General features: G+C 64.2%; 22 protein-coding genes and 1 tRNA gene. 17 read left to right on the top strand and 6 right to left on the bottom strand.

Annotation, left to right across the window (positions count from 1 at the left end; genetic code table 11):
• The first annotated feature begins 18 nt into the window (after window positions 1-18).
• From ACYVKM_RS01445 to ACYVKM_RS01375, 15 genes are all read left to right on the top strand, one after another.
• Window positions 19-753, top strand: coding sequence for a YebC/PmpR family DNA-binding transcriptional regulator (locus ACYVKM_RS01445; protein WP_460875210.1), 735 nt, complete (start codon window positions 19-21; stop codon window positions 751-753).
• A gap of 45 nt (window positions 754-798) precedes the next feature.
• Window positions 799-1,320 carry a crossover junction endodeoxyribonuclease RuvC gene (ruvC, locus tag ACYVKM_RS01440; RefSeq protein ID WP_460875209.1) on the top strand — a complete coding sequence of 174 codons (522 nt, stop codon included), beginning with the start codon at window positions 799-801 and terminating at the stop codon, window positions 1,318-1,320.
• Window positions 1,317-1,913, top strand: coding sequence for a Holliday junction branch migration protein RuvA (gene ruvA / locus ACYVKM_RS01435; RefSeq protein WP_460875208.1), 597 nt, complete (start codon window positions 1,317-1,319; stop codon window positions 1,911-1,913). Before ruvC ends, ruvA begins: the two co-directional genes overlap by 4 nt.
• Before the next feature lie 19 nt (window positions 1,914-1,932).
• Complete coding sequence (locus ACYVKM_RS01430; RefSeq protein WP_460876478.1) at window positions 1,933-3,819, top strand: potassium transporter Kup; 1,887 nt, start codon at window positions 1,933-1,935, stop codon at window positions 3,817-3,819.
• Between the two features lie 192 nt (window positions 3,820-4,011).
• A complete protein-coding gene (ruvB, locus tag ACYVKM_RS01425) occupies window positions 4,012-5,061 on the top strand; it encodes a Holliday junction branch migration DNA helicase RuvB (RefSeq protein ID WP_460875207.1) in 1,050 nt (349 codons plus the stop codon).
• Window positions 5,054-5,473, top strand: coding sequence for a tol-pal system-associated acyl-CoA thioesterase (ybgC, locus tag ACYVKM_RS01420; RefSeq protein ID WP_460875206.1), 420 nt, complete (start codon window positions 5,054-5,056; stop codon window positions 5,471-5,473). Before ruvB ends, ybgC begins: the two co-directional genes overlap by 8 nt.
• Window positions 5,474-5,506: 33 nt before the next feature.
• Entirely contained in the window at window positions 5,507-6,193 is a 687-nt protein-coding gene (gene tolQ / locus ACYVKM_RS01415; RefSeq protein WP_460875205.1) for a protein TolQ, read from the top strand.
• Between the two features lie 14 nt (window positions 6,194-6,207).
• On the top strand, window positions 6,208-6,660 hold the full coding sequence (tolR, locus tag ACYVKM_RS01410) for a protein TolR (protein WP_460875204.1): 453 nt from the start codon (window positions 6,208-6,210) through the stop codon (window positions 6,658-6,660).
• On the top strand, window positions 6,647-7,585 hold the full coding sequence (gene tolA, locus ACYVKM_RS01405) for a cell envelope integrity protein TolA (RefSeq protein WP_460875203.1): 939 nt from the start codon (window positions 6,647-6,649) through the stop codon (window positions 7,583-7,585). Before tolR ends, tolA begins: the two co-directional genes overlap by 14 nt.
• An 8-nt stretch (window positions 7,586-7,593) precedes the next feature.
• Window positions 7,594-8,907 (top strand): Tol-Pal system beta propeller repeat protein TolB, encoded by a 1,314-nt coding sequence (gene tolB / locus ACYVKM_RS01400; protein ID WP_460875202.1) that lies wholly within the window; start codon window positions 7,594-7,596, stop codon window positions 8,905-8,907.
• Window positions 8,908-9,153: 246 nt separating this feature from the next.
• Window positions 9,154-9,663, top strand: coding sequence for a peptidoglycan-associated lipoprotein Pal (gene pal, locus ACYVKM_RS01395; protein ID WP_460875201.1), 510 nt, complete (start codon window positions 9,154-9,156; stop codon window positions 9,661-9,663).
• 42 nt (window positions 9,664-9,705) lie between these two features.
• Window positions 9,706-10,518, top strand: coding sequence for a tol-pal system protein YbgF (gene ybgF / locus ACYVKM_RS01390; protein ID WP_460875200.1), 813 nt, complete (start codon window positions 9,706-9,708; stop codon window positions 10,516-10,518).
• Between the two features lie 10 nt (window positions 10,519-10,528).
• Entirely contained in the window at window positions 10,529-11,221 is a 693-nt protein-coding gene (queE, locus tag ACYVKM_RS01385; protein ID WP_460875199.1) for a 7-carboxy-7-deazaguanine synthase QueE, read from the top strand.
• 175 nt (window positions 11,222-11,396) lie between these two features.
• Window positions 11,397-12,092, top strand: a complete 696-nt coding sequence (gene queC, locus ACYVKM_RS01380) for a 7-cyano-7-deazaguanine synthase QueC (RefSeq protein WP_460875198.1) — start codon at window positions 11,397-11,399, stop codon at window positions 12,090-12,092.
• Between the two features lie 65 nt (window positions 12,093-12,157).
• Window positions 12,158-12,233: transfer RNA gene (locus ACYVKM_RS01375), tRNA-Lys, on the top strand.
• A gap of 128 nt (window positions 12,234-12,361) precedes the next feature.
• Here ACYVKM_RS01375 and phnD read toward each other — a convergent pair.
• The 6 genes from phnD to ACYVKM_RS01345 form a co-directional block, all read right to left on the bottom strand.
• Window positions 12,362-13,399, bottom strand: coding sequence for a phosphate/phosphite/phosphonate ABC transporter substrate-binding protein (gene phnD / locus ACYVKM_RS01370; protein WP_460875197.1), 1,038 nt, complete (start codon window positions 13,397-13,399; stop codon window positions 12,362-12,364).
• A gap of 194 nt (window positions 13,400-13,593) precedes the next feature.
• Window positions 13,594-14,250, bottom strand: a complete 657-nt coding sequence (locus ACYVKM_RS01365; RefSeq protein WP_460875196.1) for a LuxR C-terminal-related transcriptional regulator — start codon at window positions 14,248-14,250, stop codon at window positions 13,594-13,596.
• Window positions 14,251-14,358: 108 nt separating this feature from the next.
• Window positions 14,359-16,248, bottom strand: a complete 1,890-nt coding sequence (locus ACYVKM_RS01360) for an ATP-binding response regulator (RefSeq protein ID WP_460875195.1) — start codon at window positions 16,246-16,248, stop codon at window positions 14,359-14,361.
• Between the two features lie 103 nt (window positions 16,249-16,351).
• Window positions 16,352-17,086, bottom strand: a complete 735-nt coding sequence (locus tag ACYVKM_RS01355; RefSeq protein WP_460875194.1) for a TVP38/TMEM64 family protein — start codon at window positions 17,084-17,086, stop codon at window positions 16,352-16,354.
• Window positions 17,083-17,640 carry a nucleoside deaminase gene (locus ACYVKM_RS01350; RefSeq protein WP_460875193.1) on the bottom strand — a complete coding sequence of 186 codons (558 nt, stop codon included), beginning with the start codon at window positions 17,638-17,640 and terminating at the stop codon, window positions 17,083-17,085. The genes ACYVKM_RS01355 and ACYVKM_RS01350 overlap by 4 nt, the downstream gene beginning before the upstream one ends.
• 12 nt (window positions 17,641-17,652) lie before the next feature.
• Window positions 17,653-19,413, bottom strand: coding sequence for a glutamine--tRNA ligase/YqeY domain fusion protein (locus ACYVKM_RS01345; protein ID WP_460875192.1), 1,761 nt, complete (start codon window positions 19,411-19,413; stop codon window positions 17,653-17,655).
• A 135-nt stretch (window positions 19,414-19,548) separates the two neighbouring features.
• On the opposite strand from ACYVKM_RS01345, the gene ACYVKM_RS01340 reads away from it, so the two are divergent.
• Together ACYVKM_RS01340 and ACYVKM_RS01335 are read left to right on the top strand one after the other, a co-directional pair.
• Complete coding sequence (locus ACYVKM_RS01340) at window positions 19,549-19,827, top strand: putative signal transducing protein (RefSeq protein ID WP_460875191.1); 279 nt, start codon at window positions 19,549-19,551, stop codon at window positions 19,825-19,827.
• A 52-nt stretch (window positions 19,828-19,879) separates the two neighbouring features.
• Entirely contained in the window at window positions 19,880-20,398 is a 519-nt protein-coding gene (locus tag ACYVKM_RS01335; RefSeq protein WP_460875190.1) for an adenine phosphoribosyltransferase, read from the top strand.
• Window positions 20,399-20,628 lie beyond the last annotated feature (230 nt).

The following is a 20,628-nucleotide window of genomic DNA, read 5'->3' as shown; positions in this document are numbered from 1 at the left end:
CCGAGTGCAGGCATTGTCATGGGTAGAGGCCCGTCCATCGAAGGTCGCAAGAATGCCGAGGACGCCAAGCGTGCCAAGGTGTTCACCAAGCTGATCCGCGAAATCACGGTCGCCACGCGTGCCGGGGTGGCTGATCCGGCCGGCAATCCGCGGCTGCGTGCGGCAGTCGACAAGGCACTGTCGGCGAACATGACCAAGGACACCATCGAGCGCGCGATCAAGCGCGGCTCCGGTGCCGACGGCGGCGCCGACATGCAGGAACTGCGCTACGAGGGTTACGGTCCGGCGGGCATTGCGCTGATCATCGACTGCGTCACCGACAACCCGGTGCGCACGGTGGCCGACGTGCGTCATGCGCTGACCAAGCATGGTGGCAACCTCGGTACCAGCGGCTCGGTGGCATTCCAGTTCAGCCGCTGTGGCGAGCTGGTATACGACACGGCCGGTGATGGTGCACAGGAGGAAAAGATCCTGGAAGCCGCACTGGAGGCTGGGGCTGACGACGTGGTCAACGAAGCGGGCGAGAGCAGCGTGCTGTGTGCGCCGGAAAGCTTCGAGGCGGTGCAGCAGGCGCTTGCCGCCACCAACCTCAAGCCGTCGCGTGCCGATGTGGTGATGCGTCCGGCCAATCGTGTGGCGATTCCCGCCGAGGCGCAGGAAGCCCTGCTCGATCTGATCGACTGGCTGGAAGAGCTCGACGATGTGCACGAGATCTACCACAACGCCGCGTTGACGGCTGGAACCCATTCGTAAGCGCCAGTCGGCAGGTGCGCCTGCCGACGCGCCGGGCTGCGCTCCATGACCAGAATCATCGGCATCGACCCGGGCAGCCAGCGTACTGGCGTGGGCATCATCGATGTGGACGACGCAGGCAGGCTCTCCCATGTCTTTCACGGTGCGCTGGCAGTCGCTGGCGAGGCCACGTTTCCGTTGCGCCTGAAACGCATCTTTGACGAACTGTGTGACATCATCGCCGCGCATCAGCCGGCCGAGTGCGGGATCGAGCGCGTGTTCATGGCGCGCAATCCGGATTCGGCGCTGAAGCTGGGGCAGGCGCGCGGCGCCGCGATCTGCGCGGTGGTCAGTCGGGGGATCGTGGTGCACGAATATGCAGCAACCGAAGTGAAGCAGTCCGTGGTGGGAAGTGGTCGCAGCGACAAGACCCAGGTGCAGCACATGATCGGTGTCTTGCTCGGTCTCAAGGGACCGTTGCAGGCTGATGCCGCCGATGCGCTGGCGGTTGCGGTAACCCATGCGCATACCCGCGCCAGCCTGGCCCGCGTCGGCATTCCGCGCATGGCCTGGAGGCGGCGCCGATGATCGGACGTCTGCGCGGCATCCTGGTCGCCAAGCAGCCTCCCTTGCTGCTGGTCGAAGTCGGTGGTGTCGGCTATGAAGTCGAGGCGCCGATGTCGACGATCTACGACCTGCCGGGCATCGGCAAGGAAGTGATCCTGCTCACTCATCATGCAGTGAAGGAAGACAGCGTGACGCTGTACGGCTTCCTGCACGAGAGCGAACGCATGCTGTTCCGCAACCTGCTGAAGGTCAGCGGGATTGGCGCGAAGATCGCGCTGGCGGTGTTGTCCGGTGTCTCCACTGATCACTTTGCGCGACTGGTGCATGCCGGCGACGTGGTTGCGCTGACCAAGATTCCCGGCATCGGCAAGAAGACCGCGGAACGCATCGTGGTGGAGTTGCGCGACCGTCTCGAGAGCTTGTCGGCGCTGCCCGGTGGAACGATGCAAGGTGCCGGAGCGCCGCTCGATGCGGCTGGCGAAGCCACCGTGGCATTGCAACAGCTGGGTTACAAACCGGCCGAAGTCACCCGGCTGGTGCAGAAGGTAGCTGCTGAGGGCGACAGCGCCGAAACGATCATTCGCAAGGCGCTGCGCGCCGCACTCGGGAGTTGAGTCCGTGAGTCAGGAAACCATGCCCGGAACCAATGAGTCCGAAACCAAGCGGCGTCTGGCGGCGCTTGCAGTGGGCGCGATCGGCGTGGTCTACGGCGATATTGGCACCAGCCCGCTGTACACCCTGCAGACCACGCTCAGCCATGACGGAATGAGGCCGACACCCGAAAGCATCTATGGCGTGCTTTCGCTGATTTTCTGGGCACAGATCCTGGTGGTGTCGCTGAAATACGTGGTGTTCATCATGCGTGCCGACAACAAGGGCGAGGGCGGCATCATGGCGTTGATGGCGCTGGCCCAGCGCAGCGTGCGCGAGCAGCCGAAACTGCGCTGGGTATTGGCCATCCTCGGCATCTTCGGCGCTTCGCTGTTCTATGGCGATGGCGTGATCACGCCGGCCATCACGGTGTTGGGTGCCGTAGAGGGCATGAAGGTGGCGGCGCCCGGCCTGGCACATTGGGTGGTGCCGGTGACAGCGGTGGTCCTGTTCATCCTGTTTGCCATGCAGCGTCACGGCACGGCACGCGTGGGCAACGTATTCGGGCCGGTGATGATGGTCTGGTTCATCGTGATTGCCCTGCTTGGCGTGCATCTGATCGCGAAAAATCCGCAGGTGTTGTGGGCGATCAATCCAGTCCATGGCTTGCGCTTCTTCTCCACGCATGGGATGCAGGCGTTCATTGCACTCGGCGGTGTGGTGCTGGCACTGACCGGCGCCGAGGCGCTGTACGCCGACATGGGGCATTTCGGCAAAAAGCCCATCCGGCTGGCCTGGTTCAGCTTCGTATTGCCGGCTCTGGTGCTCAATTATTTCGGCCAGGGCGCCTTGCTGCTTGCCCATCCGGAGGCGATCGACAACCCGTTCTTCAAGATGGTGCCGCAGGTACTGCTGTATCCGATGATCGGCCTGGCCACGCTGGCCGCCGTGATCGCCGCGCAGGCAGTGATCTCGGGCGCGTTCTCGATGACCCGCGAGGCGATGTCGCTGGGCTACTCGATGCGCATGCAGGTGGTGCATACCTCGCGCGAAATGTCCGGGCAGATCTTCGTGCCGTGGGTCAACAGTTTCCTGCTGGTGATGGTGCTGGTGGCGGTGTTCGGGTTCCGCAGCTCCGACAGCCTGAGCGCGGCCTACGGCATTGCGGTGACCGGCACCATGACGATCACCACCTTGCTGGCCCTGGTGGTGGCGCGCTATCAGTGGCATTGGCACCCGATCGCGGTGCTGGCGGCGGGCGTGCTGTTCCTGACCATCGACCTGTCCTTCCTCGGCGCAAACCTGATCAAGATCGAATTCGGCGGCTGGTTCCCGCTGGTACTGGGTCTGGGGGTGTTCGTGCTGATGACTACCTGGCGCCGCGGCCGCGAGCTGGTGGTCCGCGAGATCAAGCAGGGTGGCCTGGCGCTGGCGCCGTTCATCGAGAACATCTCCGAGCATCCGCCGCTGCGGGTGCCGGGTACGGCGGTATTTCTTACTGCGAACCAGAATGCGGTGCCGCATGCGCTGCTGCACAACCTCAAGCACAACAAGGTGCTGCATGAGCGCAACGTCATGCTGACAGTGGACATGCTGGAAACGCCGGTCGCCGATGCCGGCGAGCGGATTCACATCACAACCATGGGCAACGAATTCTTCGGGCTGGAGCTGCGTTTCGGTTTCGCCGAGGATCCGAACATCCCGTTGGCGCTGTCGATGTGTTCACGCACTGGCCTGCCGTTCGACCTGATGGACACCACGTTCTTTCTCTCGCGCGAAAACATCGTTGCCGACAAGCGTCGTCCCGGCATGGTGCTCTGGCGCGACAAGCTGTTCGCTTTCATGGCACGCAATGCCGTGCCGGCCACGGCGTTCTTCCAGATTCCGGGCAACCGGCTGATCGAGCTGGGCGCGCAGGTGGAGATCTGATCCGCTCGCGGATCGGACATCCACCGCGAGCCATGGATGGATCGCACGCGGGCTGATCGCCTTGGCGATCAGCCCACGGAGCCTGGTCGGGCATTCCCCGACCAGGCGAGCCAGGAAAGCACTTTCCTGGCACAGAAGGTACGGCGGCCTTTTTGCTCCATTTCCCAAGCGCAAGCCGCCATAATCCCCCCCATGACCGAACACCGCATCATCACCGCTGCCGCACAGCTCGACGACGAGGCCCTGGAAGCCACCATCCGTCCGAAACGGCTGGCTGAGTATCTCGGCCAGCAGGCGGTGCGCGAACAGCTGTCGATCTACATCGAGGCAGCCAGGAAGCGCGGTGGCGCGCTGGATCACGTGCTGATCTTCGGACCGCCCGGCCTGGGCAAGACCACGCTCAGTCACGTCATCGCCAACGAACTGGGCGTCAATCTGCGCTCCACCTCCGGTCCGGTGCTGGAGCGTGCCGGCGACCTCGCCGCACTGCTGACCAACCTCGAGGCGAACGACGTGCTGTTCGTCGACGAGATCCATCGCCTGTCGCCGGTAGTGGAAGAGGTGCTGTACCCGGCGATGGAGGATTTCCAGATCGACATCATGATCGGCGAGGGTCCGGCCGCGCGATCGATCAAGCTGGACCTGCCGCCGTTCACCCTGATCGGCGCGACCACCCGCGCCGGCATGCTCACCGCGCCGCTGCGCGACCGTTTCGGCATTGTGCAGCGGCTGGAGTTCTATACCGCTGAGGAGCTCACCGCGATCGTGCGGCGGGCCGCACGCATCCTCGGCATCGTCTGCGCACCGGAAGGCGCGCAGGAAATCGCCCGTCGTTCGCGCGGCACGCCGCGTATCGCCAACCGCCTGCTGCGCCGCGTACGCGATTACGCCGAGGTGCGTGCCGGTGGCGAGATCACACTGACCGCGGCGCGGGCTGCGCTGGACATGCTGAAGATCGATCCGGAAGGTTTCGACGAACTGGACCGGCGTCTGCTCGGCCTGATCATCGAGAATTTCGACGGCGGCCCGGTCGGGGTGGAATCGCTGGCCGCCGCGTTGAGCGAGGACCGCGGCACGCTCGAGGATGTGGTCGAGCCGTACCTGATCCAGCAGGGTTACCTGATCCGCACCGCGCGTGGCCGCATGGTCAGTGCCAAGGGCTGGCGTCATCTCGGACTGACCCCGCCGCCGCGCCAGGCGCAGGCGGCCGACCTGTTCAGTGCCGGGGCCGACGATGTCTGAGTCCGTGCAGAAGCCGCCTTTCAGCTGGCCGGTTCGGGTGTACTGGGAAGACACCGACGCCGGTGGCGTGGTCTATCACGCCGGCTACCTGCGTTTCATGGAACGTGCCCGCAGTGAATGGATGCGTGCGCTAGGCGTCGACCAGTCGGCGTTCAAGCAGGCGACGGGGCTGGCCTTCATGGTGCGCGACATGCAGATCGACTTCCTCGGGCCAGCCCTGCTGGATGATGAACTGTTTGTGACGGTGGCAGTCAAAGAACGACGCGCAGCCAGTATCCTGTTCACCCAGACGATTACCCGGGCGGACGGCATTAGCCTGATCCGCGCCCAGGTGCGGGTGGCTTGCGTGGACATCCAGCGCATGCGTGCGGCACCGATTCCGACCGACCTGATTTTCGAACCTGCACCCTGACAACCAAGCCGACTGGCGGAGAACCTTCAAGCAATGAACGGTGGACTGAACATTTTCTCGCTGATCGCGGATTCGAGCATGCCGGTGCAACTGGTGCTGCTGGTGTTGCTGGTGTTCTCGTTTCTGTCGTGGGTGATCATCATCCGCAAATACGCGCAGACCAAGGCGGCGCTGCAGGATGCCGAGGCGTTCGAGGAGCGTTTCTGGTCCGGTGGCGACCTGGCCCAGTTGTTCCGCGAGGTCAGCAACCGCGGCGGCAACAATGGCGGCATCGAGAACATCTTCGAATCGGGCTTCCGCGAATTCGCGCGCCAGCGTCAACGCAAGACGCACGACACGCGCAGTGTGATCGAGGGCTCCGAGCGCGCCATGCAGGTAGCCGGCACGCGCGAGATCGGCCTGCTCGAACGCAACCTGGAGTTCCTCGCCAACGTCGGTTCGATCAGTCCGTACGTGGGTCTGTTCGGTACCGTGTGGGGCATCATGGGCGCGTTCCAGGGCCTGGGCGAGATGAAGGACGTGACCATCGCGGTGGTCGCGCCGCACATCTCCGAGGCGCTGATCGCCACGGCGATGGGCCTGTTCGCGGCGATCCCGGCGCAGTGGGCGTACAACCGCTATGCCACCAAGGTCGAGCGCATCGCCTCGCGCTATGACGTGTTCCAGGAAGAGTTCTCCTCCGTGCTGCAGCGGCAGATCCAGACCGACGACGTGGCCTGAGCGGAGCAGCAGTCATGGCCACTTCCCGGCGCCAGAAGCGCTACAAGCTCAAATCCGAAATCAACGTCGTGCCGTACATCGACGTGATGCTGGTGTTGCTTATCATCTTCATGGTCACCACGCCGATGATGAATTCCAGCGTCGACGTGCAGCTGCCGCAGGCCAATGCCAAGTCGCTGCAGCAGAAGAAGGATCCGGTGCTGGTCTCGGTCCTGCAGGACGGCCAGCTTTATCTCACCCTCAGCGGCGAGAAGAAGGAGCTGGTCGACGAGAACACGCTGCAGGTCAAGGTGGGCGCCTTCGTGCGCGAGAACCCCGAAGTCAGCGTGCTGGTCGGCGGCGACGAACGCGGCAGCTATGGCGGCGTGTTCAAGGTGCTGGCCGACCTGCAGCAGGCCGGTGTCGCCAAAGTGGGCCTGATGGGCCAGCCTGAGCAGGGCAAGAGCGCGTCCAATGGACGAAAGTAAGGCGACGCCGAAGGCGGTCGTACTTTCCGCCATCCTGCATATCGGCATCGTGGGGTTCCTGTTCCTCGCGATCCTGCCGTGTTCCAGCTATGAGAGCGCCTTCGAGGCGCTGCATCTGCCGACCTGGATGAATCCGATCACCTGCTCCAAGCCGCTGCAATTGCAGGGGCAAGTCATCGAGGCGACCCTGATCGGCACGACCGGCAGTCCGCCGCCCAAGGCCGTCAAGGTCAAGCCCATACCCAATACCGTGCCGCCACCGCCCACGGTTCCGCCGCCGCCCGTGCCGCCGCCGCAGACGCCGCAGGTGAAAGCCCTGCCGCCACCGCCCGAGCATCCGGATGTGAAGGATCAGGAGCGGGTGGTCGAGGACGCGGCGCAGCAGGCCGAGGCCAAGCAGCTGCAGGAAGAGAAGCAGCGCCAGCGCCAGTCCGAGCTGGACGCGCAGGCAGCCAAGCAGAAGGAGGCCCTGAAAAAGGCAGATGAATTGCTCGCGAAAATGGACGCGGCGGCGCAGCAGACGAAAAAGCTCGACAGCAGGGTCAAGCAGGCCCAGCAGCAGATGGAAGACCTGAAGAACTCCCAGGACGACGCTCAGGCCGATCTGCCTAATGCCGCCCAGCGCCAGACCGGCAACAACAGTCCGAACAGCGACCTGAGCAGTGAATATGCAGCAGCCATTCAGAATGCGGTCACGCCGAACTGGCTGCGGCCGGATAACATGCCGAGCGTTCCGTGCCAGGTTCATATCGTGCAATCACCCGGCGGTGACGTGCTGAGTGCCACCGTGGATTCCAGCTGCCCCTACGACGATGCCGGCCGACGTTCGGTCGAAAATGCGGTGCTGCGAACCAAGACCTTGCCCTACAAGGGTTTTGAGAGCGTGTTCCAGCGCAACCTTACCTTCACCTTCAGGCCGCAATGATCAAGCCCATGCGCAAATTCAGCTCAAGCTTCGCCCTCGTCCTGCTGGCCATCGCGGCGCTGTTCGTCGGCCCGGTCAGTGCCCAGTCACTGAATGTCGACATCGTCGGCGGCGTCAAGACCGCCACGCCGATCGTGGTGGTGCCGTTCGCCCAGCAGGGCGGGGCGCCACTGTCGACCGACATCGCCGACGTGATGCGCAACGATTTCAACCGCTCCGGCAAGTTCCGCTCGCTGGCCAAGAGCGACATCGTGGAGACCCCGTCGCAGGGCTCGGACATCAAGTTCGCCACCTGGCGCCTGCTCAAGCAGGACTACATCACCGTCGGCCGCATCAGCGATGCCGGCGGCGGCATGCTGAAGGTCGAGTACGAGTTGTGGGACGTCAACAAGCAGCAGAGCCTGCTGGCGCAGGCGTTCACCGTCCCCGCCGGCGACCTGCGTGGCGTGGCGCACCAGATCGCCGACCAGATCTACGAAAAGATCACCGGCGTGCGCGGTGCGTTCTGGACGCGCATCGCCTATATCACCGCCGTCGGCCTGGGCAACAACACGACCTATTCGTTGATCGTGGCCGACTCGGACGGTTACAACCCGCAGGTGGTCGCCCGCTCCAAGGAGTCGCTGCTGTCGCCGGCGTGGTCGCCGGATGGCCGGAAGATCGCCTACGTGTCGTTCGAGAGCGGCAACTCGAACATCTATATCCAGGACATCACCACCGGCTCGCGCCAGCTGGTCTCGTCCCACAAGGGCATCAACGGCGCGCCGGCTTTTTCGCCGGACGGCAGCAAGCTGGCGCTCTCGCTGTCCTATGTCGGCAATCCCGAAATCTACGTGCTGGATCTGGGCAGTCGCCAGGAAACCCGTCTGACCAACAACCTGGCGATCGATACCGAACCGACATGGGCGCCGGATGGCCAGAGCATCTATTTCACCTCCGACCGTTCCGGTCGGCCGCAGATCTACCAGATTCCGGCCACGGGTGGCGCTGCCGAGCGGATCAGCTTCCAGGGCCAGAACAACCTCAAGGCCTCGGTAAGCTACGACGGCAAGCAGATCGCCATGGTGCAGGGCAACGGGAACGTGTATCGTATTGCGATACTGGATCGTAGCCTGGGTGGGCAGGTGCGTTACGTCTCTCCTGGTCCGATCGACGACGCCGTCAGTTTTGCGCCAAACGCAAGCATGCTGCTGTACGCCGCCACCGAGGGTAGTCGCGGGGTTCTGTATTCGGTATCCAACGACGGGATGGTCCGGCAGCGGCTCGCACTTGCCGATGGCAACGTGCAGGAACCTGCCTGGGGTCCGTATCGTCAACGCTGATTTTCCATGTTGCTGCGCACCATGTGTGGCATCATGATGCCCAGGGATTGGGCCCGAACAGCGCCTTTGGCGTATTTCGGTTTCCGGTTGTGGCGCTTTGCCGCGTCACGACCAGTCAGATCGACGTGCGTTATCGCGCACTAATGGTCTTACACGTGTCAAAATAACAGCCGGTTAACCGGCGTCGTTGTCCCGTAACCTCGATCGTCATCGTTTGTCGGAACTCAACTCGTAAGGAACGTCACCATGAATAAGACCGTTCGCGTCGCCCTGGTCGCCCTGCTTTGTGTTGGCGCGGCCGCCTGCTCCAAGAAGCAGGAAGTCAAGCCGCAGGCGCAGGCTCCAGAGCCGGTTGCCCAGACTGAGAGCAACCAGTCCAATGGCAAGTACACCCCTGCCGATCTCGATACCGATGCCTGCCTGCGTCAGCGCGTCGTGTACTTCGATTTCGACAAGACCGAAATCAAGCCGGAGTTCCAGCAGATCATGGCGTGCCACGCCAAGTACCTGCAGGACCGCCCGATGTCGCACATCCGTCTCGAAGGCAACACCGACGAGCGCGGTACGCGTGAGTACAACCTGGGCCTCGGCGAGCGTCGTGGCAATGCCGTGTCCAGCGCGCTGCAGGCAGCCGGTGGTTCGGCCAGCCAGCTCGAAGTGATCAGCTACGGCAAAGAGAAGCCGGTGTGCCGCGAGCACAACGAGGATTGCTGGAGCAAGAACCGTCGCGTCGAGATCGTCTACACGGCGCAGTAAGTGATGATGCGACTGGCTAAGAGCCTTTCAGCCAGGATCGGCATGGCGGGCGCAATTGCGTCCGCCATGCTGTTCGCGTTACCGGTATGCGCGCAGAGTTCGCGGCTGAGTCTGGCCGATCGCGTCGCTGCACTGGAACAGCAGGCACAGAACAAGGACCAGTCCGGCATCGGCATGGTCAACCAGATGCAGCAACTGCAGGCGCAGGTGCAGCAGTTGCAGGGGCAGATCGAGGAGCTGCAGCACAAGCAGCAGGAACTCGAAGACAAGAACAAGGCACAGTACAGCGACCTCGACGCCCGCCTGGGGCGTCTCGAGAGCGGCAATGCCGGCGCCGCTGCAGGCGGCAACAACCCGCAAGCCCCGGCTGCCAATCCGGCAGCTCCGGTCGCCGCAGCTGCCGCTGGCAATGCCCCGGCAGCACAGCCCGCCGCTGCGGGTAGTGCGGCAAATGGTGGTGACCCGGCTGCCGCCCAGGGTGCCTACGACGTGGCCTTCAAGGCGATTCGCGCAGGCGATTACGTGCAGGCGTCGCGCGAGTTCCGCAGCTTCATCAAGCAATACCCGAATCACCCGCTCACGCCCAATGCCTGGTACTGGCTGGGCGAGTCGTATTACGTCACCACCAATTACCCGGTGGCACTGGAATCCTTTCAGCAGTTGCTCAGCCAGTTTCCGCAAAGCGAGAAGGCACCCGATGCCTTGCTCAAGATCGGTTACAGCCAGCTTGAGCTGAAGCAGAACGCTGCGGCCAAGGCCACGCTGACGCAAGTGACCACCAAGTATCCAGACTCCAAGGCCGCCAGCCTGGCCAAGGAACGCCTGCAGCGCATCCAGTCGCAGCCGGCCAACTGAGGTCGCCGCAATGAACGGCAACAGCGCAAGCGTGGATACTCCCACGCCCGCCGCAGCAGTCACCGAACGGCTGCGCATCACCGAGATTTTCCACTCGATCCAGGGCGAAGCCGATGCGATCGGCTGGCGCACCGTGTTCGTGCGGCTCACCGGCTGCCCTTTGCGCTGCGTCTGGTGCGACACCGAATATTCCTTCTATGGCGGCGACTGGCGCGCGATCGACGACATCCTTGCCGAGGTGGCCTCGCATGGCGCGAAGCACGTCTGCGTGACGGGTGGAGAGCCGCTGGCGCAGAAACGCTGCCTGATCCTGCTGCGGAAACTGTGCGACGCCGGGTATGAAGTATCGCTGGAAACCTCCGGCGCGCTCGATGTCTCAGCGGTCGATCCGCGCGTACGCAAGGTGATGGACCTGAAGGCGCCGGATTCGGGTGAAAGCGGGCGCAACCTGTGGTCCAACCTCGATCACCTGCTGCCCCACGACCAGATCAAGATCGTGATCGCCAGCCGCGCCGACTACGAATGGTCGCGCGAGGTGCTGAGTGAACACGCGCTGGCACAGCGCTGCATGGTGCTGTTCTCGCCGGTGCACGGTGCCGTGCAGCCGCGCGAACTGGCCGAGTGGATCATCGAGGACAGATTGCCGGTGCGCTTTCAAATGCAGCTGCACAAGCTGCTGTGGAACGATGCCGCCGGACACTAATTTGTGCGTTCATCCCTGAACGCCAAGATCAAAAAGCGGCCATCCATGGCCGCACTCTTCAAGAAAATCCGCGCTGTGGCCATATTGCCGCAAGCGACAAGAAAACCCTCGCGCCGGCCTGTGTTGCCGGTGGCGTTTGCGGCCGGTGACCGGTCACTTCTGTGTGGAATACATCATGTCTCAAAATTCGTTGCCCAAGGCCGTCGTGCTGGTTTCCGGCGGCATGGATTCGGCCGTCACCATCGCGCTGGCGCGTGAACAGGGTTATCAGGTGCATGCGCTGAGCGTGGCCTACGGCCAGCGCCACAACTCCGAACTGGCCGCGTCCGACCGGGTCTCGCGCATGCTCGGTGCGGTGGAACACAAGACGGTCGGCATCGACCTGCGCAGCATCGGCGGCTCGGCGCTGACCGCCGACATCGATGTGCCGCTGGACGACGGTGCGCACGACGGTGACGGCCACATCCCTGTGACCTATGTGCCCGCGCGCAACACCATCATGCTGTCGATTGCGCTTGGCTGGGCCGAGGTGCTCGGTTCCAGCGACATCTGGTGCGGCGTGAACGCGGTCGACTACTCGGGTTATCCGGATTGCCGCCCCGCTTTTGTCGACGCCTTCGAGGCGCTGGCGAATGTCGCCACCAAGGCGGGTGTCGAAGGCGCGGGTATCCGCATCCACGCGCCACTGATGCGCATGAGCAAGGCCGACATCGCACGCGAAGGCCAGCGCCTCGGCGTGGATTTCTCGGCCACGGTCAGCTGCTACCAGGCCGACGAGGACGGTCGCGCCTGCGGTCATTGTGATGCCTGCCGACTGCGTGCGCAGGGCTTCCGCGAGGCGGGCCTGGTCGATCCCACACGCTATGTCTGAGTGTGCTCTTGCTTGTGCCGTTGCCGTCCAGCCCGTAAAATTGTCTGCTTGAGTTTTGCAATGATGGGTCGTTAGCTCAGTTGGTAGAGCAGTAGACTTTTAATCTATTGGTCCCGGGTTCGAATCCCGGACGACCCACCAATTCAGAAGCCCGCACGGTCCATGACCATGCGGGTTTTTCTTTGCCGGTCCGGTTTCGGTGCCATGCGGTTCCAGAAGCGATCCGAACATGATGATGCGCGAGCCTCGCGTCATCCGATCGCCAGCGGTCAGGGTCCGTCGCCTCGATACGGCAAATCCATCGGCCGATTGGCCTTGAGCAGCCGGACCAAGTGCTGGTGGTCGTTCTCGATCTTCTGCAGGCGTGCATGCATCGCTGCGTCGTTGACCCATTGCGCGCTGAGCGCGCGGCGGCGTTCCAGCGTGTAGCTGATATCGGCAAACGGCACCAGGGTGGCGTCGTCGGCTGGTGCAAAGCCGCTGATGTCGTGGATCAGCTTCAGCTTTGCCCGCTCCGCGACCACATTCGGGCCGGCCTTTGCGTAGCGGGTGATGAAATCCGCAATCGACGCGCGCAGCTGCGGCGACAGGTCGTTGCGCACGATGATGACGGCATGCGGAATCAGGGTAGATTTCCACAATATGCGCAGGCGTGCGTACTGTTCCGGGAAGTGCTGGGCGAAGCGTTCCAGGTCCGCGGTATTGTTGGTGGCCACGTCCACTTCGCCGTTGGCCACCGACAGTGCGTTGTTCTGGTGGTTGTTGACCAGGACGCTCGCGAAGAACGTGTCCGAATCGAGCTTGTGGCTGGCGAACAGCTGGGTCTCGGGTACCAGGTAGCCGGAAGTCGACAGTGACTCTCCGCGCGCGAAGCGCCAGTGGCCCGGTTTGCGGTACAGGTCATCCAGGGTGCGGATCGGCGAGTCCTTCTGCACCAGCAGGACCGAATAGTAGCCACGTGAACCATCGCCGCGGGTGAGCTGGGCGATGACCTGCATGCGGTCGCGAGTGACCGCGTCGAGAGCGATCACACCGGAGACAAAGGCAACGTCCACGCGATCTTCGGACATTGCCTGGGCCAGGCCCTCATAGGTGCTCACCGAAATACTGTGCATGGGACGTTGCAATGCCCTGCCCATGTCATCCAGCATCGGCCGCCACGCATCCAGCGATTCGGAAGGGCCGCCAATCGGCAGGATGCCGAATGTCAGCGACGACGATGGCTTGGCCGCGTCGGCGGCGTGCAGGGACGAGCAGGTCAGAACCAGCAGCGCCAGTAGTGCCAGTACTGCGGCATGCCGAACCAAGGCCTGCGACTGGTGAGGCTGTACTGTGTCAGCGCTGCGTTTTCCCGGCACGGAACCACTCCCTTGCGGCTGATCACAGCATGGCCGCCATGCGCACGGGGTCATCTCCCGACCCTTGTCGGCCAGCATACGCCGTGCCGATGCACACCATGTTACGCCTGCCGTGACAGGCATTACCCTGAATGATGCCGCGGTCAGAGTCCGCTGATGTGCCGGGAGGCCACGGCGGCCTCGACCCGGTTGCGCACCTTGAGCGCACGGAAGATCGCCGCGAGATGGATCTTGACGGTGCCTTCGCTGATGCCAAGGTTGTGGGCAATCACCTTGTTCGGCTTGCCTTGCGACAATAGCCGCAAGACGTCGACCTGGCGTTCGGTGAGCAGCTTGCGCAACCGCTCCTCCATGGAGGTTGCCGCCTCATCCTGCGCGGCAGCCATGCCGGTGGCGCCACCCGGATCCTGCAGCAGCATGGGCGGCACGTAAACCCCGCCACACAGCACCAGTCGCACCGCCGACAGCATCACCTCGGGTGAATAAGCCTTCGGGATGAAACCCTGCACGCCCATCGCGAGCAGCGCCTTCATCAGCGCAGGATCCTCCGACCCCGAGAGCACGATCACCGGCACGCCGGGCAACTGGCGGATGGTTTCGGCCAGATGTGCATGCCCATCGCCGCCAGGCATGGCCAGGTCGATCAGCGCCAGGTCAGGTGCGGGATCGTGCTGAAGCGAATGGCGCAGTTGGCCAACGTCCATCGCCACCGAAAACTCGGTGTCCGCGCCGAGTTCGGCGAGTTTGATTTTGACACCCTCGACGATCAGTCGATGGTCGTCCGCAATCAGTATCCGCATATCCGTTCCCCCTGGCGGTATCGTGGCACCCCGGCCGCGGCACGTCTGCGTCCGCAGCAACATACCTCCGACATGTGTCCGCAGCAACCTGTCGAAGCCGGGATGATGTCAGGCCACATTGCGCGAGGACGTCCAGACGGCCATCATGGCCTCGCGCAACTGTTCCGGGGACACCGGCTTGTAGAGCACCGGAATCCTCGCTGCCTGGATCTCGCACAAGCGGTCACTGCGCGTTTCACCGGTGATCAGCAGACGTGGAAACGGCGGCATGCCGTCGCGCATGTAATAGCGATCCAGCGCGGCCAGCGCGTCCAGACCGCTTTTACCGTCGCGCAGGTGCAGGTCGGAGATCACGATGTCGGGCTGGCGTGGCCAGCTTTCGGCGGCTTCCAGCGCCTGGGAGCGGTCTTCGGCGATCGCCACATCGCAACCCCAGCTGCGCAACAGATAGCGGATGCCGGAAAGAATCGCCGGTTCGTCATCAATCACCAGCACGCGCATGCCCGATACGTCCAGCGGCGGCGCGTCGATCTGCAGGGCGTGGATTTGCCGCGCCGGCACTTCGCATACGTGGAAGCTGAACACACTGCCGCGCCCCGCATGGGATTTCAGCACCACGCGGGTATCCAGCAATTCGGCCAGCCGCTGCACCGTGGCCAGGCCCAGGCCGAGGCCGCGGTGCTGGCCGCCCGAGTGGTCGCTGCCCGGGTTGTCCACCCGGTAGAATTCGTCGAAGACGCGTTCCCGGTGCTCGGGCGCGATGCCGCTGCCGGTGTCCCACACATCAATCCGCACGGTGCCGTCCAGGCATCGGCGGGCTCCGACCAGTACGCCACCCTCCTGGGTATAGCGCAGTGCATTGCTGACCAGATTGTTGAGGATGCGGGCAAGCATGGTGCGGTCGCTGCGCACCCACAGGTGGGTCGTGCGCACGGTCAGGCGCAGATCCTGCTGTTCGGCAATCATGCGGAAATTGCGGCTCACTTCCTCGAACACCGGATCGAGCGGGAACTCGCTGATCTCGATCTGCATCGCTCCGGTTTCCAGCCGAGACAGATCGAGCAGCTCGCTGAACAGGTGATCGAGTGCTTCCACGCATTCCTGGATGTGTGCAATGCGGTCCAGCCGGACCGGGTCGTTTTCGTCGACCGCGAGTGCGGAGGAGAACAGGGTCAATGCATACAGCGGCTGGCGCAGGTCATGCGAAGCGGAGGCGAGGAAGCGCGCCTTGGCCACGCTGGCTGCCTCGAGTGCAGCGTTCTTGCGCGCCAGCTCCAGGGTGGCTTGTTCGATCTCCCGCGCCATGCCGCGGTGCATGTCGAACAGGGCCGCGGCGGCGCTGTTGAAACCATGTTGCAACTCGCCGATTTCCGTCTGATCCGTCACGCGGACGGCCACCGGGTGATCGCCACGCCCCAGTTCGTGCACCGCGTGTGCCAGCCGTCGCAAGGGAGCACTGATCCAGCTTGCGGCCTGCCACGCGATCACTGCCGCGACCAGCAGGCTCGTCGCCAGCGCGAGCAGCGCGATGCGCAGGCTGGCACGTTGCGCGGCAATCGCCTCGTCCACGCTTACGTCGATCATCACCGAGCCCAGCGGTGCCGCCTGCGGCTGATCGCTGTCGAGCACATCGCGCACCACGGTCAGGCTTTCCTGCGGCCTTGTTTCGTTGCGGCCATGTCTGTCGGCGAGGATTTCCCCATTGGCGGCACGGATCTGCACGTGTGTCACATGCGGGAGGTTGGCGATGGATTGCGCAATGCGGATCAGTTCGCGTCGCTGCATGTCGTGCAACGGTCCGGCGGTAATGGATGCCGCCTGGGTGGCAACGGCATCGGCCGTGTTCTGTCCCATGCTGCGCAGCGTGATCAGCTGGTAATGGGTCAGGATGGCCGCCAGCAAGGACGCCGTGACCAGGGTTGGCACCAGGGCGACGAAGGCCAGCCGCTGCATCAGCGAGGCTTGACGCCAGAGCCGTTTCATCCAGAACCTGGCCATCTCGTCTATCCGATCCCCCGGCACGGTACCTGTCGATACCGAGCCTACCGCGAAAAGCGACGTTCGACAGCCCGACCATAAGGCGTCGGCTGGACGGCCAGGGTCAGTTGCCGTCGTCTGTACCGGGCGGTTCGACCCGGGTTTGCCGATATCTCAGCAGCAGGCGTTCGATCAGGATGGGCAACAGCGAGAGCAGGGTGACGCCGCACAACGGCAGCCATATCGGTCGGTACAGCAGCAGGCTCAGGCCCATGCGGTCGCCATGGCTCAGGGCCTCGCCGACGCCGGCACCGATCTGGCTCTCGAAGACCAGCATCACCGTGCCACCCAGCCAGGTGGCGCCAAGGAACAGCCACAACGGGCAACGCAACCACGCCAGGCTCACCGTGACCATGCCGAACGGTACGATCGGCACGAAGCGCAGGAACAGCGTGTAACTCACCGGGTGACGTTCGAAGCTGTGATGCAGCTTGGCGACGATCGCGGGTGGATGCTTGCTGCCGGCACCAAACGCGTAGCGACTGGCCAGGTAGAGGATCAGTGAGCCCAGGGTCAGTCCGATCGACGAACACAGCGTGCCCTCGACGGTGCCGAACGCGAAACCGCCGGCAAGGATTACCACGATCGTGCCGGGGATGCCGGTGGACGTGGCCAGGGTCAGCAGGCCGATGAAGATCAGCCGGGCCAGCCAGGGATGCTCGGCGATCCGTGCATGCAGCTGCTGCTGGTGTGCCACCAGGTTCTCGGGATTGAGCTGGTCGAACATGCCCGAGGCGAACAGCACGATACCTGCCAGCACCAGCAGGATCAGCGGCAGCGCGGCGCGCAGGCGGCTCAATACGATGTGCCGCCAGCGCCGTAGGCCGCCAGCACGGTGCGCGCCTGGTCGCGCAGGATGTCGCGGCGAACCGCGATGTGGCGGCGCTGCAGTTCACCGATCCAGTCGGCCGGCAGCGGACCTTCGTCGAACTCGGTGAGTTCCTCGACGTCTTCCGCGCGTGCGCCGATCAGCAACTCGTCGATGCCGGCCCAGATCGTGGCGCCGAAGCACTGGCAGCAAGGCTGCGCGCTGGTGGCCAGGATGTAGCGGCCACCCTGTTCATTGAGCCGGAACGCGGCGAGGCGCTGCTGTGCGGCCATGTACGCCATCATTTCCGCGTGCGCCACCGAACAGGTCTGCGGCACCACGCGGTTCACGCCGACCGAGATCAGCCGGCCCGCTTCGTTGAACACGGCCGCGCCGAACGGCCCGCCATGACTGCGTTCGACATTGTGTTTCGAGAGCTCGATCGCCAGGCCGACTTTGTCCTCATCGGTGAGATAGTTCCGGCTTGCGTCGGCAACATCGCCAATCCATGGCGGCAGAGTCAGATGGATTTGCAGAGGCAGCATGATTCTCTCCGCTTACTGGCCCGCGGGTTTCGCCCAGACATCACGCAAGGTCACGGTGCGGTTGAACACCGGCGCGGCGGCACGGTGGTCGACGCGGTCGGCGACGAAGTAACCCAGCCGCTCGAACTGGAAACGCTGTTCCGCCTCGACCCCGGCGGCAGTCGGTTCCAGCCATGCCCGCACCACACGCTTGGCATGAGGGTTGACGTGGTCGAGCCAGCTCTTGCCGTCCTCCTCGCTCTCCGGCGCGGCCACGCTGAACTGGCGGTCGTACAGGCGCACCTCGGCGGCCACCGCGTGCTTCGCGCTGACCCAGTGGATCGTGCCCTTCACCTTGCGGTCGGCACCCGGCAGGCCGTGGCGGGTTTCCGGATCGAGCGTGCCGTGCAGCTCGGTCACGTTGCCGTCCGCATCCTTGATGACCTGCTCGCACTTGACGATGCCGACGCCGCGCAGGCGCACCTCGCCATCGGGCTTCAGGCGATGGAAACCCTTCGGGGGCACCTCGGCGAAATCCTCGCGCTCGATCCATACCTCGCGTGCGAACGGCACCTCGCGCGTGCCGAAGCTCTCATCCTTCGGATGATTCGCAAAGGTCAGCGTTTCCTCGTGACCTTCCGGCAGGTTGGTCAGCACCAGCTTGAGCGGGTCGAGCACGGCCATGCGGCGTGGCGCGGTGACATCCAGGTCCTCGCGGATGCAGCCTTCCAGCACGGCATAGTCGATCACGCTGTTCTGCTTGCTGACGCCGACGCGCTCGATCAGCAGGCGCAGGCCAGCCGGCGTGAAACCGCGCCGGCGCAGACCGCGCAGGGTGTTCATGCGCGGATCGTCCCAGCCGTCGACAAAGCCTTCGCTGACCAGTTGCGCCAGCTTGCGCTTGCTGGTGATGCAGTAGCTCAGGTTGAGCCGGGAGAACTCGATCTGGCGCGGCTTGGCCGGCTTCGCCTCCAGGCCCGCAGCGACCACCGACTGCCACAGCTCGGGATGGTTCGGCAGGTCGACCTTGTCGACGAACCAGTCGTACAGCGGCCGGTGATCCTCGAACTCCAGCGTGCACAGCGAATGCGTGATGCCTTCCATCGCGTCGGACAGGCAGTGGGCGTAGTCGTACATCGGGTAGATCGGCCACGCGTCGCCGGTGTTCTGGTGGGTGACCTTGCGGATGCGGTAGATCGCCGGATCGCGCAGGTTGATGTTGCCGGCGCCCATGTCGATCTTCGCGCGCAGCGTCTTGCTGCCATCGGCGAATTCGCCCGCGCGCATGCGATGGAAAAGGTCGAGGTTCTCCTGCACGCTGCGGTCGCGGTACGGCGAGTGGCGACCCGGCGCGGTCAACGTGCCACGGTACTCGCGCATCTCCTCGGCATTCAGGTCATCCACATAGGCCACGCCGTCCTCGATCAGCTTGAGTGCGGAGCGGTAGAACACCTCGAAGTAGTCCGAGGCGTGGCGCAGCGAGTGCCACTCGAAGCCGAGCCAGCGCACGTCGTCCTTGATGCCCTCGACGAACTCCGGGTCTTCCTTGCCCGGGTTGGTATCGTCCAGGCGCAGGTTGCACCAGCCCTTGAACTCGCCTGCGATGCCGAAGCTCAGGCAGATCGCCTTGGCGTGGCCGATATGCAGGTAGCCGTTCGGCTCGGGCGGAAAGCGTGTATGGACCGCGTGGTGCTTGCCCGAGGCGAGGTCGTCGCGCACGATCTGCCGGATGAAATCCTGAGGGACGGCCGCAGTCGGGTTGGCGGCAGCGGCGGCGGGATTTTCAGTCGACATCAGGCAAAGCTCGCGTGCGGTAGCGGAAACACCCAAGTTTACCCTGTCGGGGTGACCGGGCGCAGGTCGCCCGGACCTGCCGCGCGTGAAGGGCATCGCTTGCCCCGCGCCGGCGCCGGGGTTAGCGTGCAGGCCATGCATATCGTCTATCGAGCCGAAAACCTGTTCGATGCCCACCTGGTCAAGGATGCGCTGGAGGCCGGCGGCATTCCCGCGTTCATTGCCGGTGAGTACCTCACCGGCGCGGTGGGCCAGCTGCCGGCGATGGACTACATCGCGGTGATGGTGCCTGAATCGAGCCTGGCACTCGCCAGCGGCATCGTGAGTGAGGTTGAGGCTCAGCTCTGCGAGGCGCGACAGGCCATTGACGAAATCGGTGACCTGCCCGACGGGCCGCTGGTCATGCCCTGTTGAGTGGTGCCGGGAAACACGCTTCGAACGATCGCGCCATCCCCAAGGAAGCTTCATGCAAGACCTCGCCGCACTGATCCGCGCCGTACCGGATTTCCCCACGCCCGGTGTGATGTTCCGCGATGTCACCCCGTTGCTCGCCGATGCAGGCGGCTTCGCGCGATGCATCGACGCGCTGGCCGAGCCGTGGCAGGGCAGTCGTGTGCAGGCCGTGTGCGGCATCGAGGCACGCGGCTTCATCTTCGGTGCCGCGCTGGCGCAGAAGCTGCACGCGGGTTTCGTGCCATTGCGCAAGCCCGGCAAACTGCCGCCGCCGGTGGTGGCAGTGGACTATCAGCTGGAATACGGCAGTGACCGGCTGGAGGCGCAGCATGACGCCATCAGGCCCGGCGAGCGCGTGCTGCTCGTGGATGATGTGCTGGCCACCGGAGGCACTCTGGCGGCAGCCAGTGCCCTGGTCGGGAAGCTGGATGGCGAGCTCGTGGGTGCCAGCGTAGTCATCGAGCTGGTCGGGCTGCACGGGCGTGATCGCTGGTCGGGTGGCCAACTGCTGCACAGCCTGTTGCGTTACTGAAACCTGCCGGCGGATTGTCCGATCGGGGTAGGCCGTTCGATCTGAGGCAATGTGCGCCACAGGCATTCACACTCGGCGCATAATCCGGCAGCGCGTATTCCGTCCGGGCCACGCAACGGCCCTGCAGAAACGGACCGGGGGGTGCGGAGCGAGGGGGCTCGGCGCGTGGCCAGAGGCTTTCCGCGCCCGGCGCGGCTGAAACGGTGCGACTTGGGGCATGTACATGAGGC

This window comes from Rhodanobacter koreensis (assembly GCF_054782855.1).
The sequence above is the reverse complement of the archived record's forward strand: the minus strand, read 5'-3'. Positions and strand labels throughout refer to the sequence as shown.